This is a genomic window from Psychrobacter sp. YP14 (assembly GCF_003209315.1).
GTDB classification, from domain to species: Bacteria; Pseudomonadota; Gammaproteobacteria; order Pseudomonadales; family Moraxellaceae; genus Psychrobacter; species Psychrobacter raelei.
In genome coordinates, this window is the sequence record NZ_CP029789.1 from 602036 (window position 1) to 626841 (window position 24806).

The 24806-nt window shown below is 44.1% G+C and carries 19 protein-coding genes; 13 read left to right on the forward strand and 6 right to left on the reverse strand.

Features of this window, described 5'->3' with window-relative positions; translation table 11 throughout:
* Positions 1-81: 81 nt before the first annotated feature.
* The gene (gene murJ / locus DLE54_RS02610) at positions 82-1632 is read right to left on the reverse strand and encodes a murein biosynthesis integral membrane protein MurJ (RefSeq protein ID WP_110816139.1); all 1551 of its coding nucleotides are present in this window, start codon (positions 1630-1632) and stop codon (positions 82-84) included.
* Between the two features lie 236 nt (positions 1633-1868).
* Between murJ and DLE54_RS02615 the strand changes: the two genes are divergently transcribed.
* Positions 1869-2750 carry an HpcH/HpaI aldolase/citrate lyase family protein gene (locus tag DLE54_RS02615; protein WP_110816140.1) on the forward strand — a complete coding sequence of 294 codons (882 nt, stop codon included), beginning with the start codon at positions 1869-1871 and terminating at the stop codon, positions 2748-2750.
* A 32-nt stretch (positions 2751-2782) separates the two neighbouring features.
* Here DLE54_RS02615 and ampD read toward each other — a convergent pair whose 3' ends face one another.
* Positions 2783-3403 (reverse strand): 1,6-anhydro-N-acetylmuramyl-L-alanine amidase AmpD, encoded by a 621-nt coding sequence (gene ampD, locus DLE54_RS02620; protein WP_110816141.1) that lies wholly within the window; start codon positions 3401-3403, stop codon positions 2783-2785.
* 178 nt (positions 3404-3581) lie between these two features.
* On the opposite strand from ampD, the gene DLE54_RS02625 reads away from it, so the two are divergent.
* Positions 3582-5594, forward strand: a complete 2013-nt coding sequence (locus tag DLE54_RS02625) for a DUF4105 domain-containing protein (protein ID WP_110816142.1) — start codon at positions 3582-3584, stop codon at positions 5592-5594.
* A gap of 28 nt (positions 5595-5622) precedes the next feature.
* Positions 5623-7050: an alpha/beta hydrolase gene (locus DLE54_RS02630; RefSeq protein ID WP_110816143.1), complete on the forward strand. Its 1428-nt coding sequence runs from the start codon at positions 5623-5625 to the stop codon at positions 7048-7050.
* 1 nt (position 7051) lies between these two features.
* Here the strand turns inward: DLE54_RS02630 and DLE54_RS02635 are convergent, their stop codons facing one another.
* The 4 genes from DLE54_RS02635 to DLE54_RS02650 all read right to left on the reverse strand — a co-directional run bounded on the left by DLE54_RS02635 (position 7052) and on the right by DLE54_RS02650 (position 12373).
* On the reverse strand, positions 7052-7831 hold the full coding sequence (locus tag DLE54_RS02635; RefSeq protein WP_110816144.1) for a hypothetical protein: 780 nt from the start codon (positions 7829-7831) through the stop codon (positions 7052-7054).
* A 50-nt stretch (positions 7832-7881) separates the two neighbouring features.
* The gene (locus DLE54_RS02640; protein ID WP_110816145.1) at positions 7882-10797 is read right to left on the reverse strand and encodes a hypothetical protein; all 2916 of its coding nucleotides are present in this window, start codon (positions 10795-10797) and stop codon (positions 7882-7884) included.
* Between the two features lie 163 nt (positions 10798-10960).
* Positions 10961-11560: a hypothetical protein gene (locus DLE54_RS02645; protein ID WP_110816146.1), complete on the reverse strand. Its 600-nt coding sequence runs from the start codon at positions 11558-11560 to the stop codon at positions 10961-10963.
* A gap of 168 nt (positions 11561-11728) precedes the next feature.
* The gene (locus DLE54_RS02650; protein WP_110816147.1) at positions 11729-12373 is read right to left on the reverse strand and encodes a hypothetical protein; all 645 of its coding nucleotides are present in this window, start codon (positions 12371-12373) and stop codon (positions 11729-11731) included.
* Between the two features lie 416 nt (positions 12374-12789).
* On the opposite strand from DLE54_RS02650, the gene DLE54_RS02655 reads away from it, so the two are divergent.
* From DLE54_RS02655 to ftsA, 10 genes are all read left to right on the forward strand, one after another.
* Positions 12790-13680: an NAD-dependent epimerase/dehydratase family protein gene (locus tag DLE54_RS02655; protein ID WP_110816148.1), complete on the forward strand. Its 891-nt coding sequence runs from the start codon at positions 12790-12792 to the stop codon at positions 13678-13680.
* Between the two features lie 72 nt (positions 13681-13752).
* The gene (locus tag DLE54_RS02660; RefSeq protein ID WP_110816149.1) at positions 13753-15135 is read left to right on the forward strand and encodes a hypothetical protein; all 1383 of its coding nucleotides are present in this window, start codon (positions 13753-13755) and stop codon (positions 15133-15135) included.
* A gap of 168 nt (positions 15136-15303) precedes the next feature.
* Positions 15304-15978 carry an orotate phosphoribosyltransferase gene (gene pyrE, locus DLE54_RS02665; RefSeq protein WP_011959803.1) on the forward strand — a complete coding sequence of 225 codons (675 nt, stop codon included), beginning with the start codon at positions 15304-15306 and terminating at the stop codon, positions 15976-15978.
* A 112-nt stretch (positions 15979-16090) separates the two neighbouring features.
* Positions 16091-17068 carry a glutathione synthase gene (gene gshB / locus DLE54_RS02670; protein WP_110816150.1) on the forward strand — a complete coding sequence of 326 codons (978 nt, stop codon included), beginning with the start codon at positions 16091-16093 and terminating at the stop codon, positions 17066-17068.
* Between the two features lie 179 nt (positions 17069-17247).
* Complete coding sequence (locus tag DLE54_RS02675; RefSeq protein WP_110816151.1) at positions 17248-17691, forward strand: DUF2147 domain-containing protein; 444 nt, start codon at positions 17248-17250, stop codon at positions 17689-17691.
* Between the two features lie 369 nt (positions 17692-18060).
* Entirely contained in the window at positions 18061-19218 is a 1158-nt protein-coding gene (gene murG / locus DLE54_RS02685) for an undecaprenyldiphospho-muramoylpentapeptide beta-N-acetylglucosaminyltransferase (RefSeq protein WP_011959806.1), read from the forward strand.
* A 171-nt stretch (positions 19219-19389) separates the two neighbouring features.
* Positions 19390-20820: a UDP-N-acetylmuramate--L-alanine ligase gene (gene murC / locus DLE54_RS02690; RefSeq protein WP_011959807.1), complete on the forward strand. Its 1431-nt coding sequence runs from the start codon at positions 19390-19392 to the stop codon at positions 20818-20820.
* Between the two features lie 141 nt (positions 20821-20961).
* The gene (locus tag DLE54_RS02695; protein WP_110816153.1) at positions 20962-21960 is read left to right on the forward strand and encodes a D-alanine--D-alanine ligase; all 999 of its coding nucleotides are present in this window, start codon (positions 20962-20964) and stop codon (positions 21958-21960) included.
* A 274-nt stretch (positions 21961-22234) separates the two neighbouring features.
* On the forward strand, positions 22235-23125 hold the full coding sequence (locus tag DLE54_RS02700; RefSeq protein WP_227535454.1) for a cell division protein FtsQ/DivIB: 891 nt from the start codon (positions 22235-22237) through the stop codon (positions 23123-23125).
* Between the two features lie 355 nt (positions 23126-23480).
* Positions 23481-24779 carry a cell division protein FtsA gene (gene ftsA / locus DLE54_RS02705; RefSeq protein WP_011959810.1) on the forward strand — a complete coding sequence of 433 codons (1299 nt, stop codon included), beginning with the start codon at positions 23481-23483 and terminating at the stop codon, positions 24777-24779.
* Positions 24780-24806 lie beyond the last annotated feature (27 nt).

A 24806-nucleotide genomic window follows, 5' to 3' on the forward strand; every position in this document is an offset into this window, starting at 1 on the left:
ATTTAAATTATTCTGCTTTAAGTTTTAAGCAAAGAAAACCACCGTTTTTTACGGTGGTTTTTTTATTATATAAACTATCCGTTAGCCATGTTTTAATTGACGAGGACGGAAGCCTGATGCCAGTAGCACCACACCATATACCAGCGCACCCACGGCACAGATTAGCAATAAAGCAAAGACGCGATGCCACTGTGAAGCATGAGTGGGGAAGTAGGGGAGCATTAAATACAGCGCAATCACCATCAATAAGCTAGATATGGCAAACTGAGCAAACAGCTTTTTCCACTGTGGGCCAAAGCGGTAAAAGTTGCGCTTATGCAGAAGATAGTACAGTAGACCTGCGTTGACGAAAGAAGCGGCTGTGGTGGCCAATGCCAGACCGCCATGCAAAGGCAGTTTGAGCAGATAAAACAGACCCACGAAGATTAAGCTAAATATCATGTTAGCAATCACAGTGATAATACCAATTTTCACTGGAGTCTTGGTGTCTTGACGGGCGAAGAAAGCGGGCGCAAAGATTTTAATGAGCATAAAGCCTAAGATGCCGCCAGACATACTTCGTAGCGCAAAGCCACTCATATTAGCATCGCGTAAAGAAAACTCACCACGCATAAATAGCGTCTGCATCAATACATCAGACAACACAAATAAAGCACAGGCTGCTGGCAGACCCACCACAATAATTAATCGAGCCGCCCAGTCTAAGGTCTTACGGAAGCTGACATCATCTTTTTTGGCTTCACTGGTAGACAGGCTTGGCAAAATAACGGTACCAATGGCGACCCCAATTAAACCCAAAGGCAATTCGGTCAAACGCTCAGCGCCATATAACCAAGAAACCGAACCGGTGATCATTAATGATGCCAAGATGGTGTTAAGCAGCAAGTTAATTTGAGTGACTGAAACACCAAAGATGGCCGGTAACATCAGTTTTAAGATGCGGCGCACCCCTTCGTGCTGAAAATCAATCTTGGGCGGCACAAGCAGTTTTTGCTGATACAACTGCGGCAATTGGATAAAAAACTGTAATAGACCTGCTATGGCAACGGCGTAACCTAAGGCCATAATCGGTTTATCAAACATAGGCGCAAAAATGAGAGCGGCCGCAATCATACTTAAGTTAAGCAGGACAGGGGCTACAGCAGGCGCAGCAAAACGTCCATAGCTTTGCAAAATACTACCGGCAAAGGCGGTCATAGAAATAAACAGTAAATAGGGGAAGGTTAAACGCAGTAGCTCGGTGGTGGTGTTAAACTTATTGGGGTCCTCAGCAAAACCTGGCGCAAATAAACTGACTACCCATGGCGCTGCCAACATAACCACTACCGTTAGCATAGATAAAATCATCAATAGCGCACCTGAGGTGCGGCTGATTAAAATCTGTACTTCTTGTAGGGTACGGCGCTCTTTGTATTCAGATAAGACAGGAACAAAAGCTTGACTAAAGGCGCCTTCAGCGAAGAGACGGCGTAGAAAGTTTGGAATCTTGAATGCCACCAAAAAAGCATCCATCAGGCCACCAGCACCAAACACACTCATTAGGACCATGTCGCGCACAAGGCCTAGAATACGTGAGAGCATGGTCATGGAGCTGACAATCATTGTCGAGCGAAACAGTTTACTTTTTGCCATGTAATCTCAATACCTGTTTGTTTAAAATAGGTTTCATTGGGTTTTAAAATTATAAAAAACTGGCAGATTATAGCACTATCTCGATACGATAATTGTACTGGCTAATGAAATTGTGATGGAATCTGGGGGTGTGTCATACTTGGTAGTTTGTCTGTTTTGGCTCTGAGCTGTAATCATTTTATTGTTAATTTTAATAAATATACCTATAAACCATGAAGGGTAAAAAAGGATAAAAAATGAGCGACTCTTATCGCATAACGCCAATCGCCAGCTCTGGTACAGGCAGCCGGCCAATCGTCAGTCCGCGCAGTTGGTTATTCGTTCCCGCCACTTATCCAGAGCGATTTAATAAAGCATTAAACAGTGGGGCGGAAGCGGTCATTATTGATTTAGAAGATGCTGTGGCCTTGGACCAAAAGCGCCAGGCACGTGAGAATATAGCTGAGTTTTTTTCACAATTAGAGTCTGATAATGTGAGAGCCAGTGTTTGGCTGCGCCTTAATAATGATGAGCAATTGGCTGAGGATTTAGTGCTATGTAAGCAGCTGACCTCAAGTAAGTTGGTGTCCGGCGTGCTGCTGCCCAAGCTGACCTCAAGTGCGTCAGTCACTCAAGTATGGGAGCAAACGGGGTTAACTGTTGTGGGGCAGATTGAGTCAGCTCTAGGATTAAGTCAGTTAAACCAAATCACCCAAAGCAAGGGGCTTATGGCGCTAAGCTATGGCCGCCTTGATATTAGCAATGAGTTGTCATTACGCGCAGGCAGTCAAGCTGAGCAAGACTTTTTTCGCCAGCTGCGCGTCACTTTATTATTAGCCAGTAAAGCCAATGGATTACAAGCCCCGATCGAGAGTATTTATGCCGATTTTAAAGATGAGGCAGGCATGCAAATGGCGGCTGAATACGCTTCTGACTTAGGCTTCTCAGGTATGCTGTGTATCCACCCCAAGCAAGTGGCCTTAGTAAATACAGCCTTTACCCCCAGCCAAGCTCAGCTTGAGTTTGCCCAACAAGTAATCGACTATTATCAGCGCACTGGTGAGAGCATCTTTGCCATAGACGGGGTCATGGTAGATTTACCGGTGATTTTGCAGTGTCAAACACTGTTGTCTGCTTAGAGTCAGACACTGCATTATTTAACAACGCTGCATTATTTAGCCACCAAGGTGCTGACTAAGTCACGCAGCGTGTCCCACTCAAAATACTCTCCTGGATCCGTTTTACGCCCAGGGGCAATATCACTGTGGCCTGTTAAATGACGGCGTGTTTTGGGATAAGCCTTATAAATAGCGGCGATTACACTGGCCAAGGCGGTGTACTGCTCAGCGGTGAAAGCCTGAAAATCTGAGCCTTCAAGCTCAATACCTATGCTGTAATCGTTGCATTCAGGCCGGCCCAGATAGCTTGATCGCCCGGCATGCCAAGCTCTGTTTTCAAAGTTGACCAATTGAGTGATTTGGCCACTACGCTCGATAAATAAATGCGCGGAGACCTCCATGCCTTCAATGCTCTTAAAATAAGGATGTGCGTCCCAATCCAAAGTATTGGTAAATAATGCTTTGACATAATGTAGGCCTTGCTCATTTGTTTGACCAAACTCATTAGGTGGCAAGCTAATATTATGGATAATGATGGCACTAATTTCGCAAGATTCAGGACGCTGATTGTAATTAGGTGAGGGCAGCCAGTCGGCTTGAGTTAAAAGACCTGATTCAATGCTTAGAGGTATAGGCTTGTAAGAAGCGCGGGCTTTAATAAAGGGTTTTTTCATAAGTAGTCATTTTATTATGAGTAAATAAGGGAGGCTAATAACACTGTTTAAGCGGCACTAAGCAACATAATATATACCGCTATTAATGGCTTTAAATCAGCGGCATGGTATCATAAACCCATTAGGCGGCAATCGATTAAGCTGCTTTATTATACTTAAATTAATAATAGGGTGAATCATGTTATCAGACAAATCGGCTGTAGGTTCTTGGGCTCAAAGCACACCCTTATTAAGCCTAAAAAATAGTGTCATTCATGTGGCAGTGACCAGTATCTTGGTAAGCTTAAGCGCGTCCGCTTATGCCCAAGCTCAGCCGCAGCAGACTAAGCATAACAAGGACATCGCAAAGATGCCTATAACGCAGTCTGCTAAAATGACGGCAGAACAAGCCGGTAGCTTAGAGCAACAAAAGCAGATAGATCAATTGATTGCCACAGCAAAGCAAAAAAATCTGGCCACCCATCCCAGCTGGCTGCGACTGCATTATTTTGAACCAAATGGCCATACAAAAAGTGGCTCAGCACGCTATAAAAGTAAAATCACTAACCCAGAATTTTTTCTAAGCCCTGCAGGTCACACTGATCCGCAGGCTGAGTTAGAGGCCTTTATCACTGCCACAATCACTCAAGGTATAAAGGGCAATGACAGTGCGGCCTGTAGGTTTCCGGCGCGTACTCATTGGCTCAAGACTCAGCTTGGCCTTGAAAACATTCAGCCCGACTGTCCTGACTTTGATAATTGGCTTCAAGCATTAGACCCACAGCGCTTATCTGTAGTATTCGCTGAAGAATATCCCAACCGTCCGGTATCCGCTTTTGGTCATACCTTGATGCTCATTGATTCTAAGGCCAGCCTGGCTGATCCCAAAGCCATTGATAAAGCGCATGCACTAAATGATACCGTGGCCGGCAATCCTGATGATTCATTTCTCGTCTATGCAGCCAAATCTGCCGCTGGTGGTTATCCTAATGACATTACTATTGAGCCCTACCCACAAAAGCTTGCTGACTATCTAAAGACCGACAACCGTGACGTTTGGACCTATGAGCTTAAGCTAACAGATGCTGAAATTCAGCAAATTATGCGTCATGTTTATGAGACCAAAGACTTAGAACTGCCTTATTATTTTACTTTAGATAACTGCGCCTCAGAGATTCTACGCTATATTGATGTGGTACGCCCTGAAGGCAACTTATTAGATGAATTTAAGCTGGCAGTGGTGCCCTCTGATGTGGTTCGATTGCTTAAAAAACAAGGCTTGATAACAAATCAAAGCTATTTTCCTGCAGACAAGACATTGGCACAGGCCAAACGCAATAACCCCCAAATAGAATTGCCCAAAAGCAGCATTGATGCGAATAATCGCCTGGTCCCCACACAATTAACCCCTGCTGATAATAACCCGCTAAATGGACATGAACTACAGCGCGTGATGATCGGTGCAGGTGCGCAAGATGACACAGGCTATCTGAGCTTGGCCTATCGCGGCGGATTTAATGACTTATTGGATCGGCCCAGTGGCTATCCACAAAATTTTCATTTAGAAGCAGGTTCTATTGCGCTTAGAGTGTATCAAGACCAAGAGCCACACAAAGGCGATCATAACCGAGTGGAGTTACAAGAGTTGGCCATTTTGCGTGGCCGCTCATTTAACCCGATCAATACCGCCCGCAGCGGCGACTCTAAGTTGTCAAGCTGGGGAGTTAACTTGCAAGCTACGCAAGTAAAAGATGGCTCTCAAGCCAAATTAGCGACTCATGACGATCCCGACGCCAGCCATCTGGTGGGCAGCTTTGCTTACGAGAAAGGGATATCTGCCGCCTTTGGGACACCAACAGCGGGCTCAGGTAAGCTACCGCCGCAATTGTGCTATGCCTTTGGCTCCGGCTTAGCACAAGTGGGTAAAGGCTTAAGTCGTGGCTACCGAGTGGGAGCAGGCGTGAATTTGGGCTGCCGCTATCAGCTCAATAGCAAGGCTAGGGTGGTGGGGGAGCTACAAATGCCATATTGGTATCACGGCGACTTAGATTCAGACAATCGTAGAAGTCATTATTGGCAGCCAATAGTTAGCTTAGGGGCGCAGTATGACTTGGCGAAGAACCAAGCGATTCGCCTGCAAGGCAGTTATCAGCTGCAAGATGATATTGAGGGCAGAGACGATATACAACTGGCGTATATCAAGCATTTTTAACACTTAAATACTGAGCATAGCAGTATGGATGTCACTTTATGGAAGCGGCCTAATGATCAATCCTACCTCACCCTCGAGTGCCATGCCGATATCGCATCAGTCATCAGCTTTGACCACAAACTATCCGTTACAGGCAGATAATGATCAATTAGATGAGCGGGCATGGCAAGACCCTGAGCTGTCTTTGCGTGATTTTGTGGCCGGTATCAGTCAACTTGCGGTGATGGGCGTGATTGAAACGACAGGTATTGCTGAAGCCATACACCGCGAAATCGTTTTGCGGCCATTAAGGCTATTGAATCACCGCTATGGCGACTTGTGGTATAAGGGCATTAGTGGGCGGGTGTATCAGGTGGTGAAGGGCATCACTTCAATCGTTGGTCACAGTTTGGCAATGGGTCTAAAGCAATACTGCCAGTTAATGCACCATACCAAGCCTCATCCTCTGCCAAACACGCTCAGTATGGTGGTGAATGTCATCAACGGAGTCATGGGCGATCATCTTGTTAGCAACAATAATCCGCTTGCTCTGCCGATGACCTTGTATGGCGTGGATAGCCATCACAAATATACCAAGCCAATACTCTCTAAGCGAACTGGTGCTGATGAAAGTCTTTCTAAACTCGGCAATACTACTCAAACCGTGTACACAAATCAGCGAATCAAAGGCCGTGTGGTTATTATCTTGCACGGCTTGTGTATGGGCTACATAAACTGGCAACCTGATGATGACGCGTCACTTGGGCGGCGAGTGATAAAGAACCTGCCTGCATCCACGGTATTTTACTTGAACTACAATACCGGTCAGCGCATATCGACAAATGGTCGTCAGTTCTCTCAACTGCTAGAAATGCTGATAACGCAATACCCTGATATCACTCAAATAGATCTAATCGGCCACAGCATGGGTGGTTTGGTATCGCGTAGCGCGCTGTATTATGGCAGTGAGCAACAGCACGACTGGGTGAACAAAGTACAAAAGTTAATCACACTCGGTTCGCCACATCATGGCGCCCTGCTTGAGCGCATTGGTGATGTGGTGCAGCAGAGTATTGGCAAGCTGCCCTTTGCTGGCTCGTTGGCCAAGCTTGGCGATATACGCAGCATGGGTATCATTGATTTGCGCCATGGCAGCGTGCGTGATGAAGACTGGCAATCGCTGCAAGCTCGCAGTGTGTTGCCGGACAGCGAGCGTCATGCAACCCCTCTACCACAGCATATCAAGGCTTACTTTTTGGCAGGCAGCTTGAGTGAGGAGGGGCAGGCTTCTAAAGTGAGTGATCTGCTGGGTGATGGGCTGGTAAATATCAACTCAGCCCTTGGTGAACATACCACCGAGCACACCTTAGCTGTTCCAAAAGAGCACAAAGCCGTCTTTTATGGCGTGGGCCATATGGCTTTGCTGTCTGATGAGCAGGTTTTGGATAAGACAGTTGAGTGGTTGGTGGAGGGTTAAGCTACTGAGTTAACACCCCTATGTTTAGCTTATATTCACCTGATCTTTTTATATTTCCGTCAGGCTTGATAATAACTTCAGTACCTACACCTACCCAACACATCTTATTCGTTGATGAGGTGAATCTTTGACTTTCCTCAGCAGGAGTACTTTGAAATAACCTAATACTTGCGGTTAAAGGGTTGTTGTCATTATCTCGTAAAATCACATTATTTATTATAGCAATACTGTTTGTTGAACTGGTGTCTGTGACACCAACCTGAGTCCCATTATTGGCTCGAAAAATACTTGGATTGCTTCTAAGGTAGTTTAATATGGCAGTGTATTGATTTCCAACAAGCAAGCTTCCTTCACATTGACTAGCGACAGGTATTCTTGTATAAAAATTGAACAGGCTAGGAGAGCCGAATGCCCCATCTCGATTAGGGTATCTTGCAGTAAGTTGATTGGTGTTTAAGCTATTGACTGTAAAACCAGATAGGTTAATACTACTATTAGATATAGAAGACTGCTGTATTGTAGAACCTCGAGATATAACTTGAGAGCCAGCGGTGACTAGTTCAGTGCTTCTAGGACTAAAAGAAAGCGCATTACTATCAAAACTTTGCTTACAAAAATATATAGCTTCGGGGTTACTGGTTGCCGAATTTACTTTAGATAGTTCGGCATCATTGGGGGAGTAAATAGCAGGACATGCCGCAAGCGCAGCTTGGCCGATAAAACCAGTGGTGGCTAGAATGGCCAATCTTAATGCCATTTTTTGGGTGTATGCAATGTTCATAACTTTCTCTTCATCGACCTATCTATAACATGTCTATAGCTTTGTCTTATTTAATCTGTTGGCGGCAACACAATCTGCATTACAAAGTCATTATCAATCACGACTTTCTGCTCTTGATAGCCTGGTGACTTTAAGATGTATGTCGCAGCGGGTAGCCCAAATACTTGGAAGTAACCAAAATTGCCAGAGACAATCGATTGGATCAGTTGATTGTCTTGATAAACACCTATTTCGACATCTTGTTTGGCATTAGCCAACTTACCTGATATCCCATACGTTCTTTGCAAATTAATCGGTACAGCGGTTGGTGAGTAGTTAGCTACACGGATACGCGGTGTGGGTAGCTCACTGGTGCTATACTCAAGCGGCAAATCTTTAGCATCCATGTTTAACGTGTATTCGCCGGCTCTAATATTACTAATCAAATACTGGCTGCTGGTATCACTAGATCCCAAAAGGCTGGCGTTTACTTTTTGATTGTCTAAAGTAAAGGTCATAGCTTCGCGGCCAATATTCGGCTCTGCAGGATGGGCAATATCAACAATCACACTACCTAGACTTTGGCGAGGATAGTTACCCAATTTTAAGTTTTGTTTGGGGGCTTTGAACATATCAAAAGACAGTCTGGCGTACAGATAGTTGTTTTGTGTCCAAGCGGGCAGTGACTTATCGCGTATCAATACATCGTCAATTAATAGGCCATCTAAGCGCTCTGTCGATATGGAGTCCACATATTTATGCTTATATCCAATACTAACGTTGACGCTATTTTGATGCGTCAACTGCCAGTCAGCCTGCCAACCGATTTGATTGTCATATAGGCTATAACCTAAGCTAAGCAGATTGCTAACCGTGCTTAGCGGGCTACCTCCACCCAATCCGATACCGTCAAAACGGTGATTGATATCACCTTGATAAAGAAGGTTACTATGGCCATGACGGTAACTAATAGATTGTCCTAAGCTGGTTTGGTCATTGAACTGGTGTCTTAGTGACAACGTATCACTGTCATTGTCACCAGAGAGTCCAACCGTATTTTGACCCACTCTATTATCATAACCTTGCCTGTTAATATCCTGCCAAGACAAGCGATAGTTATAACGATCGCCTCGAGTATCCCAGTTCAGTCCACCATTTAAAGCATTGCTAAACTGATGGTTAATGCCGGCATAGGCGTAGTAGCTCTCTGAATCTAAATTATTGGCAATGTCTTCGTAATATTGATTTAGAGTGATGTTGGTTCTGTTGGTTGGCTGATAGTTCAAAAATAACTGATGGCGCTCGTCACGTTGCGACCCTGCCACTGCCGAACTGGTATTATCGTATTCTCTGAGGTTGTATTGATAATTGGCCCACAGCTTTTCAAGATGATATTGCAATTGCGCTTGCCACAACTCTTGGTTTGGCGTATTTGCATAGCTTAGGTCAATGTTACTGCGTGTGGATGGGCTATAGTTTAGGCCGGTGTGCCAAGATACGGAGTCATCACTGTCACTGCTATTGTTTTGCAGGTTGGTATTCACACCACCGCGCACTGCCATACGGTTGTTTAAGCCATATTCTGCATAGACATGTGCTGCTGTTTCATGGTTGTCGTTTGAGTCACTATTAAACGCATTGCCCGCACGGCCAATACCTGCTTCAATAAGTAGCTCATTGGTAGCAGCATTGGTGCGGCGTTTGCCCAAAAATATAGGTCGAACCTCTAATGGCTGGCGAGCCAAAGGGTAGGCAAATATGGCAATTTCGACCAAGGTGTCAGTCAGGTTGAGCTGACTGACATCGAGGTTTAAAAACTCATAGCGTCCATCAAGACCAATTTGCACGCGTGCGACAGCGCGTCCATCGATGCGTAGCTCAGCAACACCGCCAGGCTCTCCAGTACCAATAATATGCTGATAATCTTGACTGGTGTTTTGCAATAAGCTGCTGCTGTTGTCATCAAAATAAGAAAGGTGTCGGCCAATATCACGATTACTATAGGCGATTAGGGCACCAGTAAACTCTGAGCCTGAGGTTTGAGCGCCTTGGCCTAATGAGTTGGGCTGGTTGATGCCCAGTCGAGTTGCTACTTTTTCGCCAGATTTTGCCCAATATAGGTTATCAATTTCCCAGTCTGATGGCAGGGTGCTAAAACCATCGACAGCGGTATCTTTAAATTTGTCGTTGTTGATGTTTTCTGAATGACTATCTATACCGACCGCTTTGGCGCCCCAAACCCCACCCAAACCATAACCAAAAGCACCAACATTGGCATAGATGTTGCGGTTGGTTGATTGGGGCTGATTGGGTGCGGTGCGGGTTTCTGAAACGTTTAATGAGCTATCAAAAGACAGACCAAGCAGACCGGCTTTACTAGGATAGTAGTCGATGGGCAGCTTTTCAGTGTTGTCTTTATTATTAGCAGCAGCGCCGTTGTTGATGCTTTCTGGTCGCCAGCCCATATTTAGGTTGATGGCCAGATTTGCCTGATTATAGTCAGCGGTGATACCAAGTTTTTTGAGGCTGCTGAGTGCCAAATACTCTTTATTGTCTTTTTTGATGACGTCATTTTCGGTAAGTTTCGCATCACCAATGGGGGTTTTTGCCAAATAGAGCGTGTTGGCTTTTGCGATTTGGTCGGTTTGATTATTCTGCGCAGAGGGCTCAAAGGTGACACCCGTCAAACGAATCAAATCATCTTTAGATAGAAAATAATAGGTATTTGCTTGAAGTGGACCAGTAGTTGTATTGTTTGCCGGAAGCTCACTAACGCGGGCATCATACAACATATCAACAGCGTCAACTTCTTGGCCGTTGATAAAAACACCAACCAAGCTGGGTTTGAGCTGTTCTGAGGCGGTGTTTGCATTGCTTGTGTTGCCGCTATTTGAAAGTGTTGCAGCAAAAGAAGTTAAGCCGAGGCTACCTACTGAGGACATAGCTGCCAGAATCATCAAGCGTAAAGTGGTTTGTTTGGTCATCATATCTGGCAAATACTGCTCAAAAACATCTAAAAAGCTGGCCTAAACATGAATGAATCATGGGGATAGGCGCTAGCAGAATGGTATCAACGGGTGTGCAAATGAATACTACTGTCGTTAACTCGTTAATTCATGAATAAATGGCAGTGATTATTCAATATTAATTTTATTCAACATTAATAAAGACAGGTAAGCCATAGCGTGATCCAATCTCTAACGTAACGCCTTTACCGTCTGCATCATAAGTTAATGATTTATCAACCTGCTGCTCAATAGATAGCATCGCAGCATGTTTGCCGGCTGAAAACTCTAGTGGCAAACGCATGGCCATACGTACCGTCTGATAGCCACCTGGTGCAATGGTGAACTCGGTTGGATTAATCAATGTCCAAGGCTTTAACGTTGTTTCACTCGGTTCGACAGGCTTGCCTGAGGCATCCATATCAACAAGGTTCAAACGAATTTTTTTCGGCTTGGTGCCATAGTTATAAAGCGTCAAAGACTGGTTGAGTCTTGAGGTGTTTTTGTTTGTTTTCAGCGACACGGTTTCATCAATGCGTGAGGGTGTTATGCCCAGCTGTGCTGGTGGCAAGTCCTTTTGTTTGTCTTGATTGACGACCATGCTGGTCTGACCGTTTGCATCTTTTGAGGTGTGAATAATCAATTCTGCATGGGCTGACTGTGCAATCAAAGAAGAGGCGAGAAGTACCGCTGAAGAGAATAAAGCCTGATGTACTGTATTAGAAGAGGGGGTGTTTTTCAGCATAGAGTGTCCTTGCTTTGAAAAATAATAAGACGAGAAGACTGCATATATAGACTGAGAACGATTCTAAAAAAGTATATAGTTGTATAAAGATAAAGGTCTATTCAAAAAAATACCAGCTATCAGCTGGTATTTTTTGATTATTGGGCTGATGGCTATAAACTAGACTTTCTAGTTACCAGTTAAAGTAAGTAAGAAAGTATCTGTTGTTGCTGCTGCTGCTGCACGACCAGTAGCACCGTGAGAGGTGTACTCTCCAGAATGATTGGCATTAGCTAAGTTAAGATTAAAGTCAATATCACCTAACACAGGAGTCCATCCCGATGGTATTTTAACTTCAGCGGTATTTTCATTAGTAAGGACTTGATTGGTAGACTTTAAAGTCGCAGCAGAAACAGCTATCGTAGATCCAGAAGCAGGGGTGCTAACGTTGGTAAGCGTAGGGTTTTTAGTCTCTACTTTTAAAGCAACAGGAGCACTTGATAGGCTACGTACTGCCCAAGCGTCTTTAAGGGTTACGTTGATTGTATTATTGCCATGTCGCTGAGTATGAGCTGAAGTAGCATTAACTTTGTCTCCAATAATCGAATAAGAGCTCGAGCCTATAGGAGCCACTAATTCACGAGTAGGCTCATCACCTACAACAAAGTTATCAGTATTGGTTAGCTTTAAATGTGCATCATCCCAGTGATATAGCACTAAAATCTCTGGCAAGGTAACACGGAAGTCAGTTGATCCACTGATAGACGCTGCTGAAGCAACAGAAGCGATAGATAAGGTAGCAGTAGCCAGTGCAATTTTAGAAAAAAGTTTCATATATATAGTTCCCTGGGGTTAAGCCAGTTTAAAAGTTTGGGGACCAGTGATACTTATTATGATTAATTGGAATCGATAGCGCAGGATGATTTTACTGAATCAAGCAAGAGTGTTACTGGTAGTCTGGAGGTTTAAAAGGTAAGCTATGTGGAGGATATGAGGTATTAGAGGGTTATATGATGCTCTATTAATCTATCTCTACATGTAATACCATCGATTATATTATGGCATTTAGATTTAATCAATGATTGTTTAGATGACTCGAATAATATTTTTGTAACTTAAATTAAAAGCACTATAAAAATCATTAAAAAAATAATATTAAAAGACTTAGCAGAATTAAAAGCTTAATCAAACAGTTATGATAATTGTTATAGACAATAAAAAACAGTTAAAAATATAATAAGGAAGCGAGAATGGAGAGTTTAACAAACACAGATTTAGCCAGTTCACAGACATCGAAATATCTCATTATAGGGCAGGGTGATATTGGTTTGGCAGTGACTAATGTGCTGGCTCAGCAGCAGCTTAAGGTTACGGGGTTGGCCAGAGGAGAGCTTCAGTCTTATGATTTGAATGAACAGGCGGACTACCTGCAAGCTGATGCGCTAACGCTAACGGCAGAGCAGCTTTATGCGTTTACCCATATTGCAATCATAGTGACCCCAGATGGCTATGAGACAAAAAACTATAAACATACTTATTTAGGTGTCGCCCAGCATGTTGCAAATTTAGCTGATCAACTACCAAAGCTTCAAAGGGTAGTGTTTATCTCATCCACCGGGGTGTATGGACAGGATAATGGTGAGTGGATAGATGACACCGTTGTCCCAGTAGCCCCCAAAAGAGAAGCCTCAAAATACATCTTGCAAGCTGAGCAGGCACTGCAGCAAGTATTTGCTGAGCGCGCGGTAATCATTCGTCCTAGTGGCATTTATGGTGAACAGCGCCTCATGCGTCTGCGTCAGGCAAAAGAGGCAGATAAAGCGCCAATGCCAGTGTCCGCTTGGACCAATCGTATTATGGATACAGACTTGGTGACCATTATTGTTAAAGTGCTCACTTTATCTGCATCTGAGCCTATAGCGCCTATGTACTTGGCAACAGACTATGCACCGGTGACCTCTTATGAGTTGATGGTTTGGCTGTGCAATAAACTTGGTACAACGCCGCCTGCAGTCTTAAGTGAGACAGATAAAGCGCAGGTAAGCGGCAAGCGCTTGCACAGTAACATTCCGCGCGATTGGCTGCAATATCCAGATTGGAAAAGCGGGTATATGCATATTCTACAAGCTATTGAGGCATAAAACGTTATAATAGTTATAATATATTACACGCTTTAAAAGAGCGTTTTTACGTTAAGCTTATCAGGAGGGCGTATGTCATCAATGGGAAACTCACAAGACGATGCGCAACAAGGCTCATCAGCAAGTAATAAGCCTAACTTAAATAGTAGTCGCAGTAATAGCCAAGACAGTCAGCCTCACCCTTTTATTCAAATATCGCGTTTGAGTGATAAGTTGCATCAGCCTTTTCAACAGGATAGGCATTTACGCGACTCTAATACCAATCATGTCCGCTCAGATGCGATGCAGGTATCTAACGCCCATACCTCTCATACTGGTACTCAAGCACACTCAGAGTCCTCTGCTCTCGATTGTACCGACTTATCAGAGTCATTGTCTGATTGTGAGTCTAAGACAGATACAGAGGTAGAGGCATATAATCAGATGGCGCACACCTTGCAGCAGCGTCAAATTAAGCACGCAGGAATCAGACATCCTAGCTTTAATGGCGATGCTATAGGATTAGATCCAGACCGCCCTTTGAGCGATATACCACATCCTGCCCCACGTTATCAGCAGGCGCTGCATCAATTGGTAGAGCGCACTCAGATACCGCGCCAATTATCAGAGTCTCAAAGAGAGGGTTCAAATGCTTCGATGTGGGCGCTCATTGCTTCACCTGAGTTGGCTTCGCATTTAGAGTTGCTGCAGTTGGGTGGTTTGATTAATTTGCCGGCTCATTTCTTCGAGCCTGTATTTGATACTGCCAGTGGCTCTGAGCAATCTGATCACTTAGAATCGGCCAATGTATCAGACACACAGCTGTTAGCGCCTTTAACTCAGATGAGCTTATTAGACATGGCCGATATCTACCAAGCGTGTCAACAGTATCCAGGCTTAACACGTTATGGGTTTAGGCACTCACATTGTAATGACGATCAGAATTGGGCAGGGCAGGCTGATAAGCAAAACCAAGGTGTCTGCTCATCAAAACTGTCTGCCTTGATGCCTGAGATGATTAATGATTTATTTGCCCCAAGCTGGGAGGTTATCTTATATCCTGAGCGCTTTGATAATGGGGTTGACAGCTTAACCACAGATATTTTGGCTTGCAGTGTCGCTGTGCACATTCTTAAGCAGTGCCGTCGTCAAGCGCATATTAATGATTACCTAACTGCCAAACAAATCTGTCAGCACATGCGCAGTTATGTGCTTAATCAATGTAATCTACATCCACAGTTTGCACAGCAGTACCGTCAAATTCGCTTGTTTGAAGGTCATGTGGTGGTGGCCGCCAGTTACCTATCTTTGCAGGTACAGCACGCCAAACAGCACCGCAAAACCGCGATCACCAATCAAAAGGGTGAGACCAGTCATAACTTAGGCCAGCCCATTTATCTTAACCTATGCAGCGATTGTGTCCTGTTTACTAGATACCCTAATATCAGTAACTATTACATTAATGGCTGGTCATAACCCTGACATTAAAAGGCGATTAAAGCTATAATACGCCGCTAATTGGCTTTATATATGACAGATTTTTGGCCTATCTTTTACCAAGCTTTGGCCTAACTTTAGCCTAAGTTTGGTTGGTGGCTTGATATAACGTCACTTTACTTTTTATTTATTTAAATAGGACTTTTCATGGCAGTTTCTCCTTCTATTTCTAATTTTTCTAGCAGTGCTTTTATTGAGCTTGCTTTGTCTAATGAAGTGTTAAAGTTTGGTGAATATGTGCTTAAATCAGGCCGTATTAGTCCTTATTTCTTTAATGCAGGTTTACTGTCCACAGGAGAGATGTTGTCATTATTGGCCAATGGTTATGCCGAAGCTTTAGCTCAGCAAGTAAAGGTGTCGGGTAGCGATGAGCTGGTTATCTTTGGCGCCGCTTATAAAGGCATTCCTTTTGTGGCAGCCACTGCACAAGCCCTATGGAATAATCATGGCATTAACGCACACTGGGGTTACAATCGTAAAGAGGCCAAAGATCATGGTGAAGGCGGCAACTTAGTGGGTGCAGATGTGAATGGCAAAGCGGTATGGGTGCTAGATGATGTCATCACTGCTGGCACAGCAATGCGAGAGGTTGTCGATATTTTGGATGCTGCCGGTGCCACAGTGGCCGGTATTCTTGTGGCGCTTGATCGCAAAGAGCGTGGCCAAAATGAGCAATCTGCGATTCAAGAGCTGGCAGAGAACTTAAAAGTTCCTGTACAAGCTTTGGTTAATATAGATGATATTATTGATTATGTGGCCAAAAAGGGTGAGGAAACGCAGTTGGCCAAAATGCGTCATTACCGTGAGCAGTACGGCGTATAAACGGAGTGGGGCTTAAGTCAGCTAGACTTGTAAAAATGACGCCTAGCCATCACCCTAACTATAATCATCTTATCTTTGTCAGTTGCTGACAGTCATAACGGAGTGAATTACCATGAGTCAACATAGCGCCCAAAAACCACTGAATATTTTAGTGGTGATGGATCCAATCGAAACGGTGAACTATAAAAAAGACTCAACATTAGCCATGATGTGGTCTGCCAGTGATCGAGGACATGGTTTGGGGTATTGTCAAATTCATGACTTATGGCTGGATAAGGGCGAGTTAAAAGTAGATGCGCAAGCGGTCACGGTTCGCCGTGACCCTAACGATTTTTACAGTTTAGCGGATAAGGTAACTCAGCCAATTACTGATTATGATGTCATCTTAATGCGTAAAGACCCGCCATTTAACATGCGCTTTTTATACAGCACTTATATGTTAGATCATGCCAAGGCAGCGGGGGTATTGGTGGTCAATGACCCTCAAGCGATTCGCGACTGTAACGAGAAGCTTTTTGCCACCTGGTTTAGCGACTTAATGAGTCCCACCATAGTGACCAGCAAGCAGCAGCATATTCGCAAGTTTATCCAAGAGCATCAAGATGTTATTGTAAAGCCTTTAGATGGTATGGGCGGTACCGGTATCTTTAGATTGACGCAAGACAGTCCCAATATTGGCGCCACGCTTGAGATGCTTACTGAACTTGAGACTTTACCGATTATGGCGCAGCGTTATTTGCCAGAAATTAAGCAGGGCGATAAGCGAGTGTTGATTGTTGATGGTGAAATTGTTCCCTTTAGTCTGGCGCGCATCCCCACAAAAGGCGAAACCCGCGGCAACCTAGCTGCCGGTGGACAGGGTGTGGCTATGCCAGTGACTGAGCAGGAGATGGCTGTGGCCAAAAAGGTGGCGCCTATTGTTAAGCAAAAAGGCTTGATGTTTGTTGGTCTAGATTTGATCGGGGCCAGAATTACAGAGATTAACGTCACCAGCCCCACCTGTGTACGCGAAATTAACGACCAATGTGGTACCGATATCGCGACCGATTTAATTATCGCCATTGAGAAAAAATGCACTCAACATTCATAACTGGGATGGGCATAAGTAGAGGGGATAGCCATAATATGGCAATACTCTGTTAATTATTCTTACAAAATAATTAAATATTTTATCGTTAGTAGGGTGGTTATTTGTTACACTCTACGCTACGATGAATAAAGTGAGTGTGACTCACTTTGGATTAATTGCACATAACACAAGGATGTAATATGAGTACCTTTGCAAAATCACTTATACTTAGCGCCGGTTTGGCTTTCGCTTTTAGCGCTAGCGCTGCGGACCAATTAAATAACACTCAGTGGACGACTTATAACGATAAGGGTCAGCCAGATTCTGTATTAAAATTTACCGAATCAAATGGTAAGATTTCTGCAAAAATTGTGAAGTTGTTAGACCCCCGCGCCCAAGGCAGAACGGTGTGCGATGTATGCCGCGGCAAATTCAAAGACAAATCTTTAATAGGCGCGACTGTGCTTTGGGATTTAAAAGCAGATCCAAACAACCCTAATAAATATGTCGGTGGCAGCGGTATTGAGCCTGAAACAGGCATGACTTTTTCAGGTAAAGGTGAGCTTAAAGGGGATACTTTGGAGCTTAGAGGCTATAAAGGCATATCACTACTGGGCAAAACACGTGTGTTAAAGCGTCGTTAGTCTTAGCAGGTTCACTCTCAATGAGACTCAATGAATGAGAGTAACTGTGTAAAATGCATGAATTGGCTATGAAATGAGGTGATTCATATCCCACCTACTTTCATAGTACTCATTTTAATAATAAAATATAGACCATCTTAAAGGCCAAGCTGTGAAAAACATCACAGCTTGGCTTTTGTGTATTCGATGTTTTGTGGGAAAACTCATTTTGAGGCATAGATTGTCCTACAGCATCTAAACAGTTGTTTACTTTGTTGTAAGATAGGCGGGTATAACTTAGGTAGGTCATCGCCTAAGCCTGTTATTTATGCTATGATTTTTCAACTTTTATCTGTACCTATTTTTAGCTAAAAATTAGGAGAACCATTCGTGTCTGAGTCTGCTGCTGTACAAACCTCCGCACCAACATCCCCATCGACAAGCTCTTCGGTAAAGACTCCTAAAGTATTAATGATGGCAGCGGGCACAGGCGGCCATGTATTTCCTGCATTGGCAGTGGCAGAAGAATTGACCCGACGCGGCGCAGAAGTACACTGGTTAGGTACGCCGCATGGCATGGAGAACGACTTGGTTCGACCTGTGGGCTATACTTTTCATACCATCGATATGCAAGGCCTGCGTGGCAAAGGTGTGGGTAGACTCTTAAAAATGCCGTTTACTCTATCGCAGGCAATGCTGGCGAGTATCAAGGTCATCAAAAGCAATCAGATTGATGTGGTGGTCGGCTTTGGCGGTTATGTCAGTGCCCCAGGAGGTCTGGCTGCAAAAGCCACCGGAACACCGCTTATTATTCATGAGCAAAATGCCATCGCTGGCATGAGTAATCGCTACTTGGCCAAGATTGCTACCAAGGTGTTACAAGCCTTTCCTAACACGTTTGGTGATAGTGACAGCGCCGAAAATCCTAAGCTTGAAACCGTGGGTAACCCGGTGCGTGAAGCGATTTGTGAGATTGAGCCGCCTGAGAAGCGTTATGATCTTAATGATGAGAGCCCGCTTAAGCTTTTGGTGGTTGGGGGGTCTTTGGGTGCCGAGGCATTAAATCGTACGGTCCCTGCTGCCTTGGCTCAGATAGATAAGCCGATTGCAGTCCATCATCAATGTGGCCGTAATAATTTGGACAGCACCCAAGGCTATTATCAAGCGGTGGATAGAGCTGTGCATACGGTCACGGTTAAACCCTTTATCGACGACATGGCCGCAGCGTATGCTTGGGCGGATGTGATTGTTTGCCGAGCGGGGGCGCTGACGGTGACTGAAATTCAAAATGTGGGACTGTCAGCCATCTTTGTACCTCTGCCACATGCCGTCGATGACCATCAAACTGCTAATGCCCGCTCGTTGGCTATTGAGGATGCCGCCTATTTAATCCCGCAAAGTAAGCTGACGCCTGAATATCTAGCACAGACACTACTGGACTTAGACCGTGAGAAGTGTCAGAGCATGGCCAAAAAAGGCAAAGCCTTGGCCAATCCAGGATCAACTGTGGTGACGGCAGACTTTGTGTGGGAGCAAGCCATTCGCTAATGAGTTGCTTTGCATCGGCGATATTTAGCGTACTTGTAACGGTTAGGCTCAAGTTACTACAAAACTTATGCTATTACCGTAAAACCTATTTTAAACGGTATTTAGCTCATTACTAGGTAGCTATTATTTCTACCAAATATTTATTGTCATTTTTTATTGAAAGAGAACCCTATGTCAAAATCAGCCCTGCCAAAAAGATTAATCGAAATTCCAGAAATGCGCCGCATTAAAAGCATTCACTTTATCGGCGTGGGTGGTGCAGGGATGTGCGGGATTGCTGAGGTAATGAAAAACCAAGGCTATGGTGTTAGTGGCTCAGACATTAAAGAAAGTCCGGTAACCAAGCGCTTACAAAGCTTGGGAATTGAAGTATTTATCGGTCATGACTCAAAAAATATTGCCAATGCCGACGTGGTCGTGGTCTCTTCTGCCATTGATCGCGAGAATCCTGAGATTCAGGCTGCTCTAAAGGCACAATTACCCGTGGTACGCCGTGCTGATATGCTGGGTGAATTAATGCGTTATCGTCATGGCATCGCCGTGGCCGGTGCCCATGGTAAGACGACAACCACGAGCTTGCTGACCATGATGATGACAGAGGCTGGGTTTGATCCTACGTATGTTATCGGCGGTAAACTTAATGCTTCAGGAAAAAATGCTTCACTGGGTGAAAGCCGCTATTTAATTGCAGAAGCTGATGAGTCAGATGCTTCATTTTTGACCCTGCATCCTATGGCTGCTATTGTGACCAATATTGACCAAGATCATATGGATACTTATGGTAATAGCTTTGATAAATTAAAAGCCGCTTACATCCAGTTTTTACAAAATATGCCGTTTTATGGTCTGGCTGTGGTCTGCGGTGATGATAAAGAGCTGTTCGATATGATTGATGATATTGGTCGCCCAGTATTAACTTTCGGCTTAGAGCCGCACAACAATGTGCAGGCCACCAATGTACGTGTTGATGGCACTAAAACTCACTTCACCGTGCTGCGTAAAGACCGCGAGCCATTGGAATTAACGTTAAACATTCCAGGGCAACACAACGTACTTAACGCCTTAGCTGCCATTACTATGGCCACCGATGAGGGGGTGAATGATGACGCTATTAAACGGGCGTTGGCAAAGTTTGCTGGGGTAGGTCGCCGCTTTGAGCAGCAAGCTTGCGTGGCCAAAGATGACGGTGATGTTTTATTAATTGATGATTATGGTCATCATCCAGTAGAGGTGGCAGCGACTATTAAAGCGGCGCGCGCCAGTTATCCTGAGCGCCGTTTGGTGATGTTATTCCAGCCGCACCGTTACAGCCGTACTCGTGATTGTTATGATGACTTTGTGGCGGTATTATCGCAGGTGGATGTGCTGCTATTGCTGGATGTGTATAGTGCCGGTGAAGCGCCAATTGTGGGCGCTGATACCAAGTCATTGGCTCGTAGTATCCGCTTGCGCGGTGAAGTTGAGCCGGTTGTGGTGGATAAAGATGAGCTGGCCCCTGTGATGCAGCGGGTGCTACAAGCGGGTGATATGCTTATTACCCAAGGCGCAGGCAACGTAGGTCAGCTAAGCCAACAATTAGCGGCCAATAACCTGTATCTTTAAGCCAACACTAATCCTTGAAGATTATGATTAGTGTTTGAAGTAATTTTTATCTATACTATTTACGTTGTGACTAAGCTGACTGGTCTTATTGGCCTTGCTGGGTGTCACGGCTTTGATTATTGACCCTTTTTACCATTTAAGATGCCCATGACTATGACTCAATCTGCTACCAACCCAACTGCAACCCCTGTATCTGCTACCAAAGCTTCTGCTAACGCCGCCACGACTCAAGATCCAAGCATCTTTGGTAAAGTCGCCGTGGTCTTTGGGGGTAATAGCAATGAGCGAGCAGTGTCATTAGACAGTGGCAATGCGGTATTACAGGCGCTACAGTCACAGGGTATCGATGCCACTCATTTTGATCCTAAAGACCAAGATGTGACTGAATTAAAAAATTACGACCGTGTATTTAATGTGCTACATGGCCGCGGCGGTGAAGATGGTCAGTTACAAGGCCTGCTAGATTGGCTGGGTCTACCCCAGACAGGATCCGGTGTTTTGGCATCAGCGATTGGTATGGACAAAGTACGTACTAAGCAATTGTGGCACGGCTGTGGATTATCTACTGCGCCTTTTGCAGTATTGGGCGCTGACACAGACTGGCAGCAAATCGTTAATACTTTGGGTCTGCCTTTAATTGTAAAGCCAGTGCATGAAGGCTCAAGTATTGGTATGAGCAAGGTGAATACGTTAGATGAGCTGCCAAAAGCCTATGAAGTGGCAGCAGGGTGTGGTGATGTGGTGATGGCAGAAAAATGGATTACTGGCCGTGAGTTTACCATCGTTATTATCGATGATGAGGCTTATCCAGTTATTCGCCTGCAGCCTGCAGACATCTCCAATTTCTACGATTATGAGGCCAAATACAATCGTAACGATACTCAGTACCATATTCCTTGTGGCTTAAGCGCAGAAGAAGAAGCACATTTACAGGCACTAAGCTTGGCGGCATTTAAGGCAGTAGACGCCAAAGGCTGGGGCCGTATTGATGCTATGCAAGACGAAGAAGGTAACTTTTGGCTATTAGAGATTAATACCGTACCTGGTATGACCAGTCACAGCTTAGTACCTATGGCAGCTAAAGCACGTGGGATGAATTTTGAACAGCTATGTTGGCATATCTTAGCCCAGACTCTGTAAGGGTTAACAGGGCTAGTGTGGTTAAATAATCAGATAAATAAGGCAAGGCTAACCACCACGCGGATCTGATTAAAACACACCCATTTAAACCCAAAACCAATTAAAAATATGTATTTTTAGACCCAAATAGCCCTATGAGATATTGCATTATTTCTCATATGGTTTTTTCTGTCATAAATTGATACATGCTCACTAAACATAGGCGCTATCGCTACTTCAGCAAATGCGTTACAATTATAAGTTATTAGACAAAATGGACACGATGGCTGCCTCTGTGAATAAAACTTCGCTGAATTTAAGTAAATTTTTATCTGCAAAAGTGTGGATAGCTATCGCGGTAGTGTTGTTTGTTGTCATATTTGTTTTGGTGGCCAATAGGGTGTATCACTCTCAGCCTGCCAAAGTGGTGGTAAACGCCAAAAATCTAGATGCCGCTCAGTACCAAAAGCTTAATACCGCTATGAGCAAAAAACAGGCTGGTAGCTTTTTTACCGCAGTATTGCCTGAGCTTAAAGACAGTGTGATGCAGCAAGATTGGATTAGCCAAGTAGACATTGAGCGCAAATGGGGTGAAGGAATTGTTATCACCGCCTTACCACGTGAGCCGATAGCTAAATTTGGCAGTGAACACTTAATAGATTCGCAAGGCAAAGTATTTAAGCCTGTGAGCGAATCTGAATTGTCTCAAGATGGACTTATTATGCTGCAAGGAGATGCTGAGCAATCCTCCTTAATTATGCAGCAAATGCAGCAAGTCAACCAGTGGTTTGCCCCTTTAAAAATGCAAGTGGATGATCTGGTGTTAACACCGCGCATGACTTGGGCAATTCGCTTTAATAATGGCATGCGTATTATTGTCGATAACGAGCACACCTCACAAAAGCTTATGAATCTTAGCCAATTGCTTCAAAACCAGTTGGCAGATAAACGTGGTCAAATACAGGCAGTAGATTTGCGTTATAAAAATGGCTTTGTGATTGATTGGAAAAAAGACTCAGTACCTGATAAAGTTGAAATGAATCAAAGAAGTGATACTCAAAAGATGGCAAGTACGCAAAAAGCCACCAGTAGTACAAGTGAACAGAACAAAAATACCAACAGTTCAAGCTTAGCTAATGAGCCGCAAGCAGCAGCTTCTCGTCCAAGCAGCCAACAAACCAACTAAAGAGCGCATTTGATTCTGCCGCAAAGCATAGGCGATGCCCGTTTATTGATAAGTTGTTTTTATAGCACCTCTAGCTGCTGCGTATAGTGTGTTACCGTGATAAGCGCTAAGCTTGTCTTGGCCAATAAACGCTCAGTTAGATATAAAATAAAAGAAAGATGGTGGATACATGGCTGGCAAAGGATAGGGCAGTAATAGCAGGAAATAATAAAGGGTACTTAAGGCCAGTCTGCTTAAGGATAAGCCCAGACGAATTAATAACCAAACAACTTAATCTAACCTTACTGTTTTTTGTAGGATACAGCGTATAACCAAATACTCTAAACTCCTAACAGTACCTATATGTTCTAAACTTATGAGTAAATCTGAAAATCTTCTCGCCGTTATTCATCTAAGCGCCACTGCAGTGTATGTAGTCGTTGGTAATGTGATTTCTGCAAAAGAAATTCGCATTAAAGGGGTGGGTGAGGTATTTACCAATGATTTTCAGCAAGGTCAGATTACCCACTTTGATCGTTTAAAAAGCTCTATCCGTCAGGCCATTATCCAAGCTGAGGAAATGGCCAATTGTCGTATCCATAGTGTTTGGCTTACCTTATCGACTCCTGAATTATTAAGCCATAATGGCTTTGGTGTGGTGGATTTAGACAGTGGCGTGGTCGAAACCCAACACATTGTTAATGCGTTAACCTTAGCCAAAGCCAGTGTGCTACCCAATACCCATTATTTAATGCATTATTGCCAACAAGGCATCTTCCTTGAAAATCAAGAAAAGATGGTAGATGATGCCATTGGTATGTATGCAAACAAAGTCACTGTGATGTATCATTTAATGATGATGCCGGTGAGCAGCCGACAAAATATTCAAAAACTAATTCAAGCCTGTGATGTGAGCATTGACCATATGTTGTTCGATGCGGTATCAAGTGCTGAATATGGTCTGATGCCAGACGAACGTGAGCAAGGGGTGTGTTTGATCGATATCGGCGCAAGTACAACCAGTATTTGTGTTTATCGTGAAAATAAATTAATTTTTACCCACTGTATCGCTGATGGCGGTAATAACGTCACCATGGATATTTCAGCTGAGCTCAATATCACCATGATGGAGGCTGAAAGACTCAAAATTGAAAAAGGGACTGTGGATACGCGTGATATAGACCCTTCTCGTTTTGAGACGTTTGCTCGTGTGGGTAGTATGAATGATGAGGTAACGGTTAATATCTTACAGTTGGCCCAAATCATTGAAGCCCGTTATATCGAGCTTTATAAAGCGCTATTTCAAAAGCTTTCAGATGCCGGCTTACTCGACTACCTACAACGTGGTGTGGTATTAACCGGGGGTGGCAGTCAAGTCAAAGGTATGGTACGTTTCTCAAAACGCTTGCTTGAGATGCCGGTAGTGCTGACCACGCCGCATGAGGCAATTTCCGCTTACAACTATTTTGATAGTCATGATGAGAAGTTTAAAGAGCTCAATGCAAGAGTGGAGCAGCGCTCGCTACAAACTGCTTTTGGCGCGTTGTTATACAGTCAAAGCGAGCAGTTTAAACACAGCGAAAGAAGCTCTCCTGAAGCGTTAGAGGTTGATAAGCCCAATTCATTTAGCAGAATTAGACACAGTTTGAATAACTTTTTTAAAAACCTTATATAATTTAATTTTCATATTTGACAGTCATCA

Excerpts from the sequence above, each read along its gene's own strand:
- gshB (WP_110816150.1), top strand. The coding sequence starts at position 16,091 with ATGAGTCAACATAGCGCCCAAAAACCACTGAATATTTTAGTGGTGATG.
- ftsA (WP_011959810.1), top strand. The coding sequence starts at position 23,481 with ATGAGTAAATCTGAAAATCTTCTCGCCGTTATTCATCTAAGCGCCACT.
- DLE54_RS02625 (WP_110816142.1), top strand. The coding sequence starts at position 3,582 with ATGTTATCAGACAAATCGGCTGTAGGTTCTTGGGCTCAAAGCACACCC.
- DLE54_RS02650 (WP_110816147.1), bottom strand. The coding sequence starts at position 12,373 with ATGAAACTTTTTTCTAAAATTGCACTGGCTACTGCTACCTTATCTATC.
- DLE54_RS02645 (WP_110816146.1), bottom strand. The coding sequence starts at position 11,560 with ATGCTGAAAAACACCCCCTCTTCTAATACAGTACATCAGGCTTTATTC.
- DLE54_RS02655 (WP_110816148.1), top strand. The coding sequence starts at position 12,790 with ATGGAGAGTTTAACAAACACAGATTTAGCCAGTTCACAGACATCGAAA.
- murC (WP_011959807.1), top strand. The coding sequence starts at position 19,390 with ATGTCAAAATCAGCCCTGCCAAAAAGATTAATCGAAATTCCAGAAATG.
- DLE54_RS02660 (WP_110816149.1), top strand. The coding sequence starts at position 13,753 with ATGTCATCAATGGGAAACTCACAAGACGATGCGCAACAAGGCTCATCA.
- DLE54_RS02635 (WP_110816144.1), bottom strand. The coding sequence starts at position 7,831 with ATGAACATTGCATACACCCAAAAAATGGCATTAAGATTGGCCATTCTA.
- DLE54_RS02695 (WP_110816153.1), top strand. The coding sequence starts at position 20,962 with ATGCCCATGACTATGACTCAATCTGCTACCAACCCAACTGCAACCCCT.
- ampD (WP_110816141.1), bottom strand. The coding sequence starts at position 3,403 with ATGAAAAAACCCTTTATTAAAGCCCGCGCTTCTTACAAGCCTATACCT.
- DLE54_RS02630 (WP_110816143.1), top strand. The coding sequence starts at position 5,623 with ATGTCACTTTATGGAAGCGGCCTAATGATCAATCCTACCTCACCCTCG.
- pyrE (WP_011959803.1), top strand. The coding sequence starts at position 15,304 with ATGGCAGTTTCTCCTTCTATTTCTAATTTTTCTAGCAGTGCTTTTATT.
- DLE54_RS02675 (WP_110816151.1), top strand. The coding sequence starts at position 17,248 with ATGAGTACCTTTGCAAAATCACTTATACTTAGCGCCGGTTTGGCTTTC.
- DLE54_RS02615 (WP_110816140.1), top strand. The coding sequence starts at position 1,869 with ATGAGCGACTCTTATCGCATAACGCCAATCGCCAGCTCTGGTACAGGC.
- DLE54_RS02640 (WP_110816145.1), bottom strand. The coding sequence starts at position 10,797 with ATGATGACCAAACAAACCACTTTACGCTTGATGATTCTGGCAGCTATG.
- murJ (WP_110816139.1), bottom strand. The coding sequence starts at position 1,632 with ATGGCAAAAAGTAAACTGTTTCGCTCGACAATGATTGTCAGCTCCATG.